Annotated in this window: 14 protein-coding genes; 10 read left to right on the forward strand and 4 right to left on the reverse strand. The window is 60.3% G+C overall.

Going from position 1 to position 15168, the window contains the following annotated elements; translation table 11 throughout:
- Positions 1-3 precede the first annotated feature (3 nt).
- The gene (locus tag F568_RS0102960) at positions 4-1785 is read right to left on the reverse strand and encodes a putative bifunctional diguanylate cyclase/phosphodiesterase (protein ID WP_019017210.1); all 1782 of its coding nucleotides are present in this window, start codon (positions 1783-1785) and stop codon (positions 4-6) included.
- Between the two features lie 177 nt (positions 1786-1962).
- Between F568_RS0102960 and F568_RS0102965 the strand changes: the two genes are divergently transcribed.
- Complete coding sequence (locus F568_RS0102965; protein ID WP_026300295.1) at positions 1963-2958, forward strand: methyltransferase; 996 nt, start codon at positions 1963-1965, stop codon at positions 2956-2958.
- A gap of 14 nt (positions 2959-2972) precedes the next feature.
- On the opposite strand, the gene greB is transcribed toward F568_RS0102965, so the two are convergent.
- Positions 2973-3509 carry a transcription elongation factor GreB gene (greB, locus tag F568_RS0102970; protein ID WP_019017212.1) on the reverse strand — a complete coding sequence of 179 codons (537 nt, stop codon included), beginning with the start codon at positions 3507-3509 and terminating at the stop codon, positions 2973-2975.
- Between the two features lie 390 nt (positions 3510-3899).
- Between greB and F568_RS0102980 the strand changes: the two genes are divergently transcribed.
- From F568_RS0102980 to F568_RS0103005, 6 genes are all read left to right on the forward strand, one after another.
- Positions 3900-4529 (forward strand): NUDIX domain-containing protein, encoded by a 630-nt coding sequence (locus F568_RS0102980; protein ID WP_019017214.1) that lies wholly within the window; start codon positions 3900-3902, stop codon positions 4527-4529.
- 3 nt (positions 4530-4532) lie between these two features.
- Complete coding sequence (locus F568_RS0102985) at positions 4533-4976, forward strand: DUF1249 domain-containing protein (RefSeq protein ID WP_019017215.1); 444 nt, start codon at positions 4533-4535, stop codon at positions 4974-4976.
- A gap of 35 nt (positions 4977-5011) precedes the next feature.
- On the forward strand, positions 5012-5746 hold the full coding sequence (locus tag F568_RS0102990) for a phosphodiesterase (protein ID WP_026300297.1): 735 nt from the start codon (positions 5012-5014) through the stop codon (positions 5744-5746).
- A 195-nt stretch (positions 5747-5941) separates the two neighbouring features.
- Positions 5942-6853 carry a sulfate adenylyltransferase subunit CysD gene (gene cysD, locus F568_RS0102995; protein ID WP_019017217.1) on the forward strand — a complete coding sequence of 304 codons (912 nt, stop codon included), beginning with the start codon at positions 5942-5944 and terminating at the stop codon, positions 6851-6853.
- Positions 6853-8280 carry a sulfate adenylyltransferase subunit CysN gene (gene cysN, locus F568_RS0103000; RefSeq protein ID WP_019017218.1) on the forward strand — a complete coding sequence of 476 codons (1428 nt, stop codon included), beginning with the start codon at positions 6853-6855 and terminating at the stop codon, positions 8278-8280. Before cysD ends, cysN begins: the two co-directional genes overlap by 1 nt.
- A gap of 231 nt (positions 8281-8511) precedes the next feature.
- Positions 8512-8991, forward strand: a complete 480-nt coding sequence (locus tag F568_RS0103005) for a hypothetical protein (protein WP_019017219.1) — start codon at positions 8512-8514, stop codon at positions 8989-8991.
- A 49-nt stretch (positions 8992-9040) separates the two neighbouring features.
- Here F568_RS0103005 and cmoB read toward each other — a convergent pair whose 3' ends face one another.
- Together cmoB and cmoA are read right to left on the reverse strand one after the other, a co-directional pair.
- The gene (cmoB, locus tag F568_RS0103010; protein WP_019017220.1) at positions 9041-10033 is read right to left on the reverse strand and encodes a tRNA 5-methoxyuridine(34)/uridine 5-oxyacetic acid(34) synthase CmoB; all 993 of its coding nucleotides are present in this window, start codon (positions 10031-10033) and stop codon (positions 9041-9043) included.
- A 3-nt stretch (positions 10034-10036) separates the two neighbouring features.
- Positions 10037-10780, reverse strand: a complete 744-nt coding sequence (gene cmoA / locus F568_RS0103015) for a carboxy-S-adenosyl-L-methionine synthase CmoA (RefSeq protein WP_019017221.1) — start codon at positions 10778-10780, stop codon at positions 10037-10039.
- Between the two features lie 120 nt (positions 10781-10900).
- Here cmoA and pgi point away from each other — a divergent pair, with 120 nt between their 5' ends.
- The 3 genes from pgi to parE are packed head-to-tail and all read left to right on the forward strand — an operon-like array spanning position 10901 to position 15163.
- Positions 10901-12568 carry a glucose-6-phosphate isomerase gene (pgi, locus tag F568_RS0103020; RefSeq protein ID WP_019017222.1) on the forward strand — a complete coding sequence of 556 codons (1668 nt, stop codon included), beginning with the start codon at positions 10901-10903 and terminating at the stop codon, positions 12566-12568.
- 28 nt (positions 12569-12596) lie between these two features.
- Positions 12597-13256: a YqiA/YcfP family alpha/beta fold hydrolase gene (locus F568_RS0103025; RefSeq protein ID WP_019017223.1), complete on the forward strand. Its 660-nt coding sequence runs from the start codon at positions 12597-12599 to the stop codon at positions 13254-13256.
- Positions 13257-13282: 26 nt separating this feature from the next.
- Complete coding sequence (gene parE / locus F568_RS0103030; RefSeq protein WP_019017224.1) at positions 13283-15163, forward strand: DNA topoisomerase IV subunit B; 1881 nt, start codon at positions 13283-13285, stop codon at positions 15161-15163.
- The last annotated feature ends 5 nt before the right edge of the window (positions 15164-15168 follow it).

Here is a 15168-nt window from a genome sequence, read left to right on the forward strand (position 1 = left end):
TACTTACCGGATAGCGGTCGCATGGCTATTGCCTAGCGGTACCAGGGGATACCTCGGCGTGGCCTTTGGCGCCAGATAGTAACGTTCAAGCTCTTCCTCCGGCATCGGCCGGCCCAAGTAAAATCCTTGGGCCAGGTCACACCCCAGCTCCCGGAGCAGGTTGAGCTGGGCCTCGCTCTCGACGCCTTCGGCGAGGACCTGACGCTGCATGGCCTGAGCCATCAGTGTCACGCCCCTGACGAATTCCCGTTGGTCGGGGCGGTGTACCAGGCTCTTGATCATCGTACGGTCGATCTTGAGCGTATCGATGGGCAGTTCGGCAGCATACGTTACCGAGGAAATACCTGTCCCGAAGTCATCCAGCGCGACCGTGGCTCCCAACTGGCATGCTTCATGGAGCTGATTGCCGGTCAGGTCGAGATCGTGGAACTGGCTGGATTCGTGAATCTCGATGGTCACGAATGGCGAGACCAGCCCCAGCTCATCTCGTGTTTCACCCAGCGTGCGCAGAAAAAAACCTGCCTCTATTTGCTCTTGGGTCAGGTTGACCCCGATAACGGCTTGAGTGTTCAGGTCCTGGAAACGCCGTGCCAACCGGCCGGCCTTGCGAATCAGCCACTGGGCGAAAGGGTGACATAGCGAAGAGCAGGTGAGCACATCGACGAAGTGCTTCGGCCCGAGCGTCCCCAGCGAGGGATGATGCCATCGAGCCAGGGCCTCGAAGCCCACCGTCTTCAGATCCGCGAGCCTGATAATCGGCTGGTAGTACAACGTAAGTTCGCCCTGCTCGAAGGCGTTGCGTATACGTATGAAAGTATCGTTGGAGCGGGACTCAGGGCTGTCTTGTGCAGTAACGGTGCAGTTCTTGCCGTTCTGCTTGGCGTCGTGCATGGCCGCATCTGCCATATCCATCAAGGTTTCGGCAGTACTGCCGGGGTGGGTGGCAAAGACAATGCCGATCGATCCGGATACCTGGACGCATTGGCCGTTGCTCAGTATGTAGGGTCGCATGATTTCCCTGAGGACTCGGCTGGCTATCGACTCCGCCATATCGAGGCTGGCCATGCCGGGTAAGGCTACCATGAATTCATCGCCACCAAAGCGGGCCACCAAATCGATGCTGCGCATCATGCGCTTGAGCCGGTGGCTGATCTCGACCAGCAACTCGTCGCCGGCGGTGTGGCCATGACGGTCATTGACCCGCTCGAAATCGTCTAGATCCATGAACAGCAAGGCGAGGCCGGCTTCGGTATAACGCAGTCCCTCGCACAGATTGCCCAACGCATTCGTGAAGTGCTCTTGGTTGTAGAGATGGGTCAATGGATCATGGATGGCCAGGCGTTCCAGGCGGGCTTGACTGAGCTGGTGCTGGGTCACGTCTCGAAATATGCTGAAGTAATGGCTGAGCTTGCCCGCGTCGTTGTACACCGCCGTAATGGTGGTCTGGGCGATGAAGTGGCTACCATCTTTATGGCGATTCTTGATAATACCGCTCCAGAAGCCTTGTTCGGCGACATCAATAAACATGTTCTGGTAAAAAAGCGCCGTGTGCCTGCCCGACGAGAGGATATGTGGCTTTTTGCCAATCACTTCTTCGCGAGTGAAGCCGGTGATGAGGGTAAAGGCCGGGTTGGCATCGATGATGGTCTTATGAGCATCCGTGACCAGAATGCCCTCTTGGCAATGGGCGAATACCGATCGTAACAGCCATGGCTGAGGAAGCGTGTGAAGAGGCCGGTTCGGGCTGGTGGCGTTCATGGGCTGCTCGGATAGGGAATGGGTCACGTTGGGGTTCCTTGCATTGTTGCCGGGCCACAGTAGGCGGTTGTTGTTTTTTCCGACGCTGATCCCTCAGGCGAGTACTGTCATTCCTAACCGCAATTTCGTTTGTGTTACATATTGTTTCATTGTAACGCTTGGTTTGGGTCATAGGGGAAGTATGAATTTTCTAGGTAACCGATCATGAGGGCTGTCACCCCCGCTTGTCAGTTGCTTGAGCGGCAGGACGCGGATTACCGGGGTTGGTTGTGGGTCGCGCCGCCTCATGATCCTTGGTTGGAGAGTGGCCAAGGGCGGGTGTGGAGCGCCGATCTGGGTGTCTGTCAGGCATGGCGTGAACGTGGGCGAGAGGTGTTCGGTACCTTGATGCCGGAACCTGACAATGTGCCGGGCGCAGTACTGTTCTGGCCCAAGTCGCATGCCTTGGGAGAATGGTGGGTGCTCGCATTGTGCACCTACTTGCCGGCAGAGACTCGGCTCCAGGTGGTTGGCGAAAACCAGGGCGGGATCAAGCGGGCTCTGAAGGTTCTGGCCGCGTTGGGTCTGGGGTGCCGTAAGGTCGACAATGCCAGGCGCTGTCTGTTGCTGGAAACAACGACAGCCCCGGTGCCGGTCTCGCCGGATGAGGTGTGGTCGACTTTCGAGGCGTTGGGCCTGCGACTGGTCAGCCATCCCGGCGTGTTCGGGCATGGCAAGCTCGATGAGGGAACGCGCCTGTTGCTTGAGCATCTGCCGAACCTGTCGGGTGCTGCCGAGCAGGGTGTGATCGACGTGGGATGCGGCGATGGGGTCATTGCTGCCAGTCTGGCCAGGCGGGGAGCGAAGGTGACCGCCACGGACATTAATGCCTTCGCCGTGGAAGCGGCAAGACGCACACTCCAGGCCAATCAACTTGAAGGCAGGGTGGTACAGGGCGATGTCTATTCGGGGCTGCCGGACAGCGAGCGCTTTGCAGCTATCGTCAGCAATCCGCCATTTCACCAGGAGCGGGACATCGATTACGGGCCGGCCGCACGGCTGATTCGTGAAGCGCCCCGACGGCTGGTGTCCGGGGGCAGCCTTACGTTGGTGGCCAATGCTTTTCTACCCTATCCCGACCTGCTCGAGTCCGCCTTTGGATCGTTCACGGTGTTGGCCGACAATCGGCGATTTCGGGTCTATCACACCATTATGCGGTAATACGCAGGGCCTGGTTACTGCGGTTCACGATAATCGATGTCGGTGATGACGTAGGTGGTTTCTCCGCCCGGCGCGGCGACTGTCACGTCGTCGTCGAGAGCCTTGCCGAGCAGGGCTCGGGCCAAGGGGGCGTCAACGCTGATCCAGCGCTTACTGGTATCGGTCTCGTCGTGGCCAACGATGCGAATGCGCATCTCCTCGCCATCTTCGTCCTCCAGGGTGACGAAGGCGCCAAAATAGACGCGACCGGTGTCGGCCGGCAATCTGTCGACCACCTGCAGCTCATCGAGCCGCTTGCCCAGGTAGCGGATGCGCGCAATGACTCGGTTGAGCTCTTTCTTGTTGTAGGTGTAATCGGCATTTTCGCTGCGATCGCCGAGCGCGGCGGCTTCGCCAACCTTGGCGGAGATTTCGGGGCGACGTACCCGCGACAAGTGATCGTGAATGCCCTTGAGTCGCGCATAGCCCTGCGGTGTGATCAGGTTGCTCTTCTTCTCCTGGCGTGGATCCTTGGCCGGATCCCGCCAGCGCGTCATGTTGCGGCCTTTCATTGTCGACTGGTTCTCTTGGATAGCAAATAATTCAAACGTTCGTTACATTCTCCCGGGGCTGCCGAAACCGCGAGGCGAAAGACGCCGGCAGACGACAAACAATCATAACGTACTTCAAGGAGTTGCCATGTTCCGTCAGGCACTAACGGTGCGTCCGGCGGGTATCGACGTCAACTACTACTACGCGGTCTTCTTGGCCGGCGAGGCGGTATGCGATTAAAAATTGCCGGAAGAAGCAAGGGCATTGGCTGCTAAGCTGGGATAGTCCGTTTCACGGTCAGTGGGCGCGGAAACTTCTGCCGTGGTTGGAATCCGTTAAGTGGGCCGGGATAATGAGCGATTGTGCGTACGGTACCGGTACGCTGATCGACGAACGCCAGGGAGGCTGCCATGGCAGAGGAGACTTTGCACAACACACCACACTTTGGTCGTGCCGATGTCGAACGGGTGGAAACGGAAGCGCTTCACCAAGGTTTCTTTCGCCTCGAGAAGCGCCAACTACGCCATCGCCTGTTCCAGGGTGGTTGGAGCAATGTGATAACGCGTGAAGTCCACGTTCGTCGCGATGCCGTGGGTGTTCTGCTCTATGATGTGGAGCGGGACAGCGTCGTTCTGGTCGAGCAGATACGCGCCGGTGCGCTCGACGATCCCCGTAGCCCTTGGAAGTTGGAACCAGTGGCCGGGTTGATTGAGCCGGGCGAGGACCCGGCGGACGTGGCGCGCCGGGAAGCCAGCGAGGAAGCTGGCTGCGCCATCCAGGAGCTGATCGAGCTGCATACCTATTACCCCAGCCCGGGCGCCTGCGACGAACAGGTCACCTTGTTCCTGGGGCTGGTGGATTCCCGTGGCCTGGGCGGCGTGCATGGGCTGGATGACGAAAATGAGGATATCCTTGTCCATGTGATACCTTTTGCACGTGCTTGGGAACTTCTCGACGCCGGACGACTCGACAACGCCATGTGCCTGATCGCGTTTTACTGGTTGGCACGCGAACGGGCATCATTGCGAGCAAGGAGATAGTCTGTGGCAAGAACCGCTTATGTAACCGATCTCAAGAGCCTGCAGGCGGAGTGCACAGCCAACTACGTGCGCATGACCCGGCTGCTGGGCTCATTGGAAGCGGGCGATGTACGAGAAGTGCCACTCTCCGGCAACTCTGTGCGTTTCGGTACGCTATGGCTCGAGGTCGTCGAGCGTGCGCCCTATACCACCATCGTCCGTGTCTGTCAGACCGGTGTGCTCGATGGTATTGTCGACACGCCGCGCATGCTCGTGCATCTCTATCATGACGTGCGCATGGCCGAAGTCACCGATTTTCAGCGGCAACGCCATTTCAGCGGTCGCTATCGCTACCCCAATCCGCGCATGCACCAGCCTGACGAGAAACTACAGCTCAATCGTTTTCTCGGTGAGTGGCTGGATCACGGGCTTGCCCATGGCCATGCCGCTCTTCAGGAGCTGCGTTGACCCATGACACTGACGTCCTACGGAGCCATGGCTTGATGCGGCTGGTTCAGATCACCGATTGTCATCTTCATGCCAATCCCGATGCACAGTCCCGCAAGGGATTTCCGCTACGTCAGCTGCGTGCCGTGCTGGAGAGAGCGCGTGCACTGCGCCCTGATGTCGTACTAGTGACGGGGGATGTCAGCCAGGATGAGACGCCGGCCTCGTACCGCCATGCCTTCGAGGCTTTTTCCGGCTTCGACTGCCCGTGGTTCTGGTTTCCTGGCAACCATGACCGGTCGCAGCTCATGGCGGAGCTGCGCGAGATCCATAATGAGGTTGACCTCGATCACTGGCGGTTACTTGTCCTCGATACGCAGGTGCCTGGACAGGTACATGGCGAACTTGGCCAGGCACAGATTCAAGAGCTGGCATGGCGCCTGGAAGAAGATGACCGGCCAACCCTGCTGGCCATGCATCATCCACCAATCGAAGTCGGGTCGGAGTGGATGGATGCCATTGGCCTGGTAGATCGCGAGGCGCTGTGGCAGACCCTGGCGGCCTACGGCCAGGTGAGAGGTATCCTCTTCGGTCATACCCATCAGGCCTTTGCGACGCGTCATGCCTCGCCAATCGGCGAGATTGCCATTTACGGTTGCCCATCGACGTCTGATCAGTTTCTAGGGGGATCGCCTGATTTCGCCATTGACGAGGCCTCACGGCCCGGCTTGCGCGTCGTCGATCTGGAAGGGGACCGTCTTGCGACCTGGGTTGAACGCGTCGATCTGTAATATGTGTGAGAAACTGGATCTCGTTATAGCTTGTAATGCTTAAAGAATAGTTCTTAATTCTTTGACGTTATCGTTGCAAGGTCGGTAACGTAGCCTCCATGACCAGCGGTCGCGCCTTGGGCGCCAACGCTGACCACGTTTTCGAGGCGTCTTGTCATGTTAAGGCGCCGTTGTCATTGAGAGGTTGCAAGCGCAATGCTTTCTCCTGAACGCCAGACCCACCTCAAGCAGCTCGAGGCGGAGTCGATCCACATCATTCGTGAAGTCGCCGCCGAGTTCCGCAATCCGGTGATGCTGTATTCCATCGGCAAGGACTCCTCGGTGATGCTGCACTTGGCGCGCAAGGCCTTCTACCCGGGCACGCCGCCGTTCCCGCTGATGCACGTCAACACGACCTGGAAGTTCCGCGAGATGATCGAGTTCCGCGATCGCATGGCCGCGGAGGCCGGGATGGAGCTGATCGAGCACATCAACGAGGAAGGCCGCGCTGCGAACATCAACCCGTTCGAGCACGGCAGCGCCAAGTACACCGACATCATGAAGACCCAGTCGCTCAAGCAGGCGCTGGACAAATATGGTTTCGATGCCGCCTTCGGCGGGGCTCGTCGCGACGAAGAGGCCTCGCGGGCCAAGGAGCGTGTCTACTCGTTCCGTGACCGCTACCACCGCTGGGACCCCAAGAACCAGCGTCCCGAGCTGTGGAGCATCTACAACGCCAAGGTCAACAAGGGTGAGTCGATCCGCGTGTTCCCGCTCTCCAACTGGACCGAGCTGGACATCTGGCAGTACATCTATCTCGAGTCGATCCCCATCGTGCCGCTGTACTACGCCGCACCGCGCCCGGTGGTCGAGCGTGACGGCATGCAGATCATGGTCGATGACGAGCGTCTGCCGCTGGAAGACGGCGAGGTGCCGGAAGAAAAGTGGGTGCGCTTCCGCACGTTGGGTTGCTATCCGTTGACCGGGGCAGTGGAATCGAAGGCCGCCACGCTGCCGGAGATCATTCAGGAAATGCTGCTGACCCGCACCAGTGAGCGCAGTGGCCGGGCCATCGATCATGACCAGGCGGGCTCGATGGAGCGCAAGAAGCGTGAGGGATATTTCTAATGTCACACCAATCGAATCTGATCGCTGAAAACATCGAGCAGTACCTGCACGAGCACGAGAACAAGGATCTGCTGCGCTTCATCACTTGCGGCAGCGTCGATGACGGCAAGTCGACCCTGATCGGGCGGCTGCTGCACGACTCGAAGATGATCTACGAGGATCAGTTGGCGGCGATCACTCGCGACTCGAAGAAGAGCGGCACCACCGGCGACAAGGTCGACCTGGCATTGCTGGTCGACGGGCTGCAGTCGGAGCGCGAGCAGGGCATCACCATTGATGTCGCCTACCGCTTCTTTTCCACCGACAAGCGCAAGTTCATCATCGCCGATACTCCGGGGCACGAGCAGTACACCCGCAACATGGCCACCGGCGCCTCCACGGCCAGCCTGGCGGTGATCCTGATCGACGCCCGCCACGGCGTGCAGACCCAGACCCGCCGGCACAGCTTCATCGCCGACCTGCTGGGCATCCAGCACTTGGTGATCGCGGTCAACAAGATGGACCTGGTCGGCTTCTCGCAGGATCGCTTCGACGAGATCGTCGCCGAGTACCGCGCCTTCGCCGAAAAGCTCGATGCCCGTGATATTCGCTTCGTGCCGATGTCGGCCCTGGAAGGCGACAACGTCGTCAACCGCAGCGAGCATACACCGTGGTATGACGGGCCGCCGCTGCTCGAGCTGCTGGAAGGCGTCGAGATCAGTCGCGACCAGAATCTCGCCGACCTGCGCCTGCCGGTGCAGTACGTCAACCGCCCGAACCTGGACTTCCGCGGCTACTGCGGCACGCTGGCCGCCGGTATCCTGCGTCCCGGCCAGGCGGTCAAGGCGCTGCCTTCGGGCAAGGCCTCCACGGTCGAGCGCATCGTCACCTTCGACGGTGACCTGGACGCCGCTTACCCAGGCCAGGCGATCACCGTGACCCTGCAGGACGAGATCGACATCTCGCGCGGCGACTGGCTGGTGGCGGCGGATGCCGAGGTGCCACTGTCGAATGCCTTCACCGCCGACATCGTGTGGATGCACGAGGACGCGCTCGCGCCGGGCAAGCTCTATGATCTCAAGCTTGCCACCCGCGATCTGGCGGGTCAGGTCAGCGCCATCGATTACCAGATCGACGTCAACACCCTGGAGCAGCATGCCGCTGAACGGCTGGGGCTGAACGCCATTGGCCGCTGCCGGGTCGAGCTCACCGCGCCGGTACCGGTGGACGACTACCGCACCAGCCCGGGCACGGGCAGTTTCATCGTCATTGACCGGCTGACCAACGTCACCGTGGGGGCCGGGATGATCCGTGGTGTGGCCGATGGGCAGGGGGCACAGACCAACGAGGTCGACTGGCAGGCCTTCGAGGTCGAGCTCAATGCGCTGGTGCGCAAGTATTTCCCGCATTGGGAAGCCAAGGACGTACGCGAGCTGCTGAGCAAGTAACGCCTGCTTGAAACGAAATCCTGCGGGCCCTGTCGAGTAATCGGTGGGGCCCGTTGTCTATTGGGCCAAAGGTTGGATTAGGAGGACAGGGAGAACGTTATTTCAGCAATGAGGGCGGAAACAAAACGGCATTATTGTTGACGAATCCTTCCTTTTTTTATCTTTATCGTAACGCCAGGCAAGCGAGGAAGGTCGGAGCAGCAGGCCATTCTTATAACTAGAGGTATGTAGATGACTACCATCGTATGGGACGGAACGACACTGGCGACGGATTCGCTGATTAGCGTCAATGGCTCGACGTACAACCATGCGCAGAAGCTCTTCAAACTCAACAGCGGCGAGTGGGTGGCCTTCGCCGGCGAGCAACAGGGATGGTGGGAAGTCATGGAATGGCTGAATGCCGGTGCGCCGCGCAATGCCAAACCGCATGTAACACGCATCGAGATGATCATTGCCGGCCCGGACGGAGTGTTCGAGATGTTCGATCGTCTGGTCAGAATGCCGGTGTCCGGCCCGGTCGCCTACGGTACCGGTTGGAAATGGGCCCTGGCGGCCATTGATCATGGCAGAAGTGCGGTTGAGGCAGTCAAGTATGCCGCTACGCGCGATCATGACACGGGTGGTGACGTTCAGTCGGTTACTGTGCTGACCAAGGCCGGTATGGCATTCGATGCCATGATGCGTGAAGCCGACACGGCAACCGTAGAGTAAGCTTCCGCGACTTCACTGTTCGACCCGCCAACTGGCGGGTCGATGCGTTTCAGGGCTTGTCGGCGATGATCACGGCGCGCCGTGGAGCCGGATAGCCTTCGATGGTTAGGGTGCGGTCCTCGGGATCAAGAAAATCGGCTAGTGACTGGAAAGTCATCCAGTCGGTTGCATGCTGTTCATCGAGCGTGGTCATGGCTTCGTCGACGACGCGTACGTTACTGAAGCCGCAGCGCTCCAGCCAGTGCTTCAGAGCTGCCGATGAAGGCAGGAAGTAGACGTTGGGCATCGCAGCGTAGCGTTCACCGGGCATGAATACAGTGTTGCTGTCGCCTTCGACGACCAGTGTCTCCAGGACCAGCTCCCCGCCGGGTCGCAGTGCGCCCTTGAGTTGCAACAGATGATCGAGTGGCGACGGACGGTGATAGAGCACACCCATCGAGAATACCGTGTCGAAGGCCTCCAGGGCGTCGGGCACATCCTCGATGCCCACCGGCAGGAAATGCGTACGCCCACCATCCGCCTCGCCGACGAAATACCGGACCGCCTGGAACTGGTAGTAGAAGCGCGGCGAAGGATCGATCACCAGCACGAAGGCGGCGCCGGCACCGGCCATGCGCCAGGCGTGATAGCCACTGCCCCCGCCCACGTCGAGTACCTTGCGCCCGGTCAGCGGAGCAAGATGCGGAGCAACACGCTGCCACTTCCAGTCCGAGCGCCATTCGGTGTCGATATCGATGCCGCCCAGAGTGAACGGACCCTTGCGCCACGGCATCAGCTTGCGCAGCAGGTTCTCCGATTGGCGACGCTGAGCGTCGCTGAGGGCGACGTCGACAGTGACCCGGTCGTGGTCGAGAAAAACCTTACGGGCTTCAGGCAGTGGGGGTAGCTTGGCCACGGCCTTTTCCCAGGCAGGCAGGTCACCGTAACGCTTGCGATCAAGACCGTTGGCCAGTTGCTCGGGCAGGCGAGCCAGCCAACGCGTCAGGCCATGATCCACGAAGGCGTGATAGAGCGCCTGCTGGGCATCATCGGGAAAAGGCATGCGTCAGGCGTCCTTGAAGGCAATCATCGAAGCGAAATTGAGGTACTGGAACCAGGTTGTCACTCGGCTGAAGCCCGCATCCGTCAATCGGGCATGGTGAGCCTCCAGCGTGTCGGGAATCAGCACGTTCTCCAGCGCCGTGCGCTTCTGGCTGATTTCAAGGTCGCTGTAGCCATTGGCGCGCTTGAAATCGTGGTAGCGTTCCACCAGCCAGGCATTTTCCTGTTCATCGGCGGCAACAATCTTTTCCGACAATACCAGCACGCCACCCGGTTCCAAGGCCTCGTAGAGCTGCGCAATCACGCCGTCGCGATCGCTTGGAGAAAGGAATTGCAGGGTGAAGTTGAGCACGATCATGCTGGCCGGTCGGTACTCGACTTGGCGGATGTCGCCCTCAACGATATCGATACGATGCTCGGGACACTCTTCGGCCAGCAGGGCGCGTGCTTGACTGACCATGGCGGGCGACAGGTCGACGCCGGTCAGGCTGAAGGCCTCCGGCGGCAACCGGCCGGCCAAGGCCAGACCCACGGCACCCAGAGAGCAGCCGAGATCGTAAACATGACCGCCGTGACGCAAGTGACGTTCGGCCAGGACGCCGAGCATGCCGAGAATCTGTCCGTAACCCGGCACCGAACGGCGAATCATGTCAGGGAAGCAGGCCACGACCTGTTCATCGAAGGAGAACGACGCGACACGATCCAGGGGTGTCGTAAAGATCGCGTCACGGTAAGATGGATCATTCATGATATTCGTAAACGTTCTATGAGGCGCGATCTTGGCGCAAAAAGTCATTTTACGCGCCCTCAGCCGGGCTTGCACCCGCAGGCCAGGATGGACCCACCCGAGCTCAAGGAGAGACAGCCGATGACAGCACGTGAACCGATCGATCAGCAGCAAGCCTGGCGGGCATTGAGCAAGCATGCCGAAGCCATGCGCGAAGTCCATCTCAAGGATCTTTTCCAGGAGCAGGACGGACGGCATGAATGCTATACCCGGCGGGCCGCGGGCATGATGCTCGATCTGTCCAAACAGCGCTGGCGGGACGAGACACTGGACATGCTGCTCGATCTGGCACGAGCCGCTGATGTTCCGTCGGCGATCAATCGGCTGCTTTCCGGAGAGCGTGTCAACCTGTCCGAGGATCGTCCTGCGCTGCATACTGCGCTGCGCCTACCGGCAGATGCCAAGCTGGAGGTAGATGGCAAGGATGTCGTGCCTAGCGTACACCGCACATTGGATCGCATGGCAACCATGGTGGCCAAGTTCCAGGCCGGGCAGTGGCGGGGGGCAACCGGCCGGGCGATCACCGACGTGGTCAACCTCGGGGTCGGGGGCTCGGACTTGGGGCCGCTGATGGTGACCCATGCCTTGGCCGACTATCGTCCGCGCGACGTACATCCGGTGGAGGTGCACTTCGCTTCGACCATGGACGGCTCGCAACTTGCCGACTACCTGTTGCGTCTCAACCCCGAGACCACCTTGTTCGTTATCTCGTCGAAGTCTTTCACCACTATCGATACCCTGTCCAACGCACGGACCGCCCGCGACTGGCTGTTCTCACATCTGGCCGACGGCAACGACACCAACGGCCTGGTGATGCGGCAACACTTCATCGGTGTCTCCGCCAGTCCCGAAAAGATGAGCGACTGGGGCATCAGCGAATGCAACCAGTTGGAGTTCTGGGAATGGGTCGGTGGCCGCTATTCGTTGTGGGGCGCCATCGGTCTACCGATTGCCTTGGCGGTGGGCATGGACAATTTCCGTGCGTTACTCGACGGGGCGCATGCCATGGACCGTCATTTCGCTACTGCGGAACTGGAAAACAATCTGCCGGTATTGCTGGCTCTGGCGGGGATCTGGAACGTCAATTTCCTCGACATTCGCGCCCACTCGATCCTGCCCTACGACGGGCGGCTGGAATACTTTGCCAGCTATCTTGAGCAGCTGGAGATGGAATCCAATGGCAAATCGGTCACCAATGAAGGCCGCAGCGTCACCTACTCCACCTGTCCGGTGCTTTGGGGGCAGCTGGGGCCTAATGCCCAGCACGCCTTCTACCAGTTGCTGCACCAGGGGACGCAGCCCGTCGAGTGCGATTTCATCGCGCCCATCCGTCGTTACGATCGTGTCGAGGACGAGGCAACCCGCAAACACCTCAAGGGCCAGCATCGCCTGACCCTGGCTAACTGCTTCGCCCAGTCACGGGTACTGATGCTCGGTGACGACGCCATCGAAGATGACGGTCCGCGACCCAGCCACAAGCGTTATCGTGGCAACCAGCCCTCGACTACGCTGCTGCTCGACCGGCTGACACCGGAAACACTGGGCGCATTGGTCGCGCTCTATGAGCACAAGGTGTTCGTACAGGCGACGATCTGGGATATCAATCCCTTCGACCAGTGGGGGGTCGAGTTGGGCAAGAAAATCGCCACCCAGACCGAGCAGATCCTCACCTCGCACGAAGGTATCGAATCGCTGGACGATTCCAGCCGTGGCCTGATCGAAGCGGTATGGCGGGAAAGTGACTATTGATGCTGTTTATTTGTCCAGGGTTTGAGGTATGCTGAACCTGCCGTCGGGAGCAACGCCCGTCGATGGCGTGCTCTACTTGCATGGGTTCAACAGCGGTAGCGAGTCGCCCAAGGCCAGGTTGATGCGCGCCGTCTGTGCACACATCAGTCATCGCGGCAGGCCATTGGCCTGCCGTACGCCACAGTTGCCACACCATCCCCAGGCAGCCTATGACCTGGCCGAAGGCCTGTTGAGTACGATGGGAGAGAAAACGCTGCTGGTAGGCAGCTCAATGGGCGGCTTTCTGGCGACTTGCCTGGCGGAGCGGTTCGCGCTGCAGGCTGTGGTGATCAACCCGGCCGTCGAACCGGCCCGGTTGGTCAGCGAGTGGCTGGGCATGGCTTTAGTCAATGACTATACCGGAGAGCGCTTCATGATCGAGGCATCTCACCGGGACGAGCTGAAGGCTCTGACTCCGGCGATCCTGACGCCACAGCGCTATCTGCTGCTGCTCGGCACAGCCGATGAGACGCTTGACTGCCATGACGCCTTCCAGGCATATGCTGGTAGCCGCACGCTCATAGTGCCCGATGGCGATCACGGCTTCAGTCGTCTGCGTGAGTTTCTGCCCGCTGTGCTGGCCCACGGCGGTCATCGGCTGGACGATGTACCATCTGCCATCGACGAGGTGTCTGGCACCGCTTCCTGAGACAAATACAGCATCATGGACAACACATGACGCAATATAGCGCCACTTCGATCGAGGTCCTTTCCGGCCTTGAGCCGGTGCGCAAGCGCCCCGGCATGTATACCGACACGACCCGTCCTAACCACCTGGCCCAGGAAGTCATCGACAACAGTGTCGACGAAGCCTTGGCCGGGCATGCCCGCGAGATCCAGGTGCGCCTGCTCGACGACGGCGGCATCGAGGTGACCGACGACGGGCGTGGCATGCCCATCGACCTCCATCCCGAGCACGGCTTGTCGGGGGTCGAGTTGATTCTTACCAAGCTGCATGCGGGCGGCAAGTTCTCGCAGTCCAGCTACCGTTTTTCCGGTGGCCTGCATGGGGTTGGCGTCTCGGTCGTCAACGCATTGTCACGGCGGTTGGAGGTCGAGGTGTGCCGTGACGGTCAGCGCCACGCCATTGCCTTCGAGAAGGGCGCGAAGGTCGAGGAGCTGGCCGTCATCGGTACTTGCCCCAAGCGGGCAGCAGGAACGGTAGTGCGCTTCTGGCCCGAGGTGGAGTACTTCGATTCACCCAAACTGTCGTTGCCGCGCCTCAAGCACCTGCTGCGTGCCAAGGCAGTACTGTGCCCTGGGCTCAAGGTGGTATTGACCGAGACTGACGGCACCCAAAGCACCTGGCAGTATGAGGATGGCCTGCGCGACTATTTGGCCCAGGCCACCGACGGTTACGAGGTCTTGCCGCCATCGCCATTCATCGGCCACTTTGCCGATGACGAGCAGGCCGCGGATTGGGCGATCCAGTGGCTGCCGGAAGGCGGTGAGCCATTGATGGAAAGCTACGTAAACCTGATTCCCACACCGCTGGGCGGCACGCACGTCAACGGCTTGCGCTCGGGGCTGCTCGAGGCCCTGCGTGAGTTCTGCGATTACCGTAGCCTGCTGCCTCGGGGTGTCAAGCTCACGCCCGATGACTTGTGGGAGCGCGTCTCCTTCGTGCTCTCCGTGAAAATGCTCGATCCGCAGTTCGCCGGTCAGACCAAGGAGCGACTGTCGTCACGGACCGTGGCAGGGTTTGTCTCCGGCGTGGTCAAGGACGCCTTCTCGTTGTGGCTCAATCACCACGTCGATCAGGCCGAGGCGCTGGCCGAGATGGTCATCAGCGCTGCTCAGCGACGCCAGAAGAGCGCCAAGAAGGTTGCCCGCAAGAAGGTCACTGCCGGGCCGGCACTGCCCGGCAAGCTTGCCGATTGCTCGGGGCAGGACCCTATCTCTAGCGAGCTGTTCCTGGTCGAGGGCGACTCCGCGGGCGGCAGTGCCAAGCAGGCACGCGACCGTGAGACCCAGGCCATCCTGCCGCTGCGTGGCAAGATATTAAATACCTGGGAGGTCGATTCCCACGACATTTACAGTTCCCAGGAAGTGCATGACATTGCCGTGGCCATCGGCACCGATCCGGCCAGCGATGATCTGTCCAAGCTGCGCTACCACAAGATCTGTATCCTCGCTGATGCCGACTCCGACGGCCTGCACATCGCCACACTACTGTGTGCACTGTTCGTGCGCCACTTTCCCGCGCTGGTCGACGCTGGGCATGTTTATGTCGCCATGCCGCCACTGTATCGCATTGACCTCGGCAAGGAGGTGCACTACGCCCTCGATGAGAGCGAGAAGGCCGCGATTCTCAAGCGTCTCGAGGGCAAACGCGGTACGCCAAATGTTCAGCGCTTCAAGGGCCTCGGTGAAATGAGCCCGTTGCAACTGCGCGAGACGACCATGGCGGTGGATACACGACGTCTGGTGCAACTGACTCGGATCGAGGGCGACGGCACCAGCGAGATGCTGGACATGCTGCTGGCCAAGAAGCGCTCAGCCGATCGTAAGAGCTGGCTCGAAGATTACGGCAACCTCGCCGACATCGAAGTGTAAGGGGT

Source organism: Modicisalibacter luteus DSM 23508 (genome assembly GCF_000378505.1).
In the GTDB taxonomy this organism is placed as follows: domain Bacteria; phylum Pseudomonadota; class Gammaproteobacteria; order Pseudomonadales; family Halomonadaceae; genus Modicisalibacter; species Modicisalibacter luteus.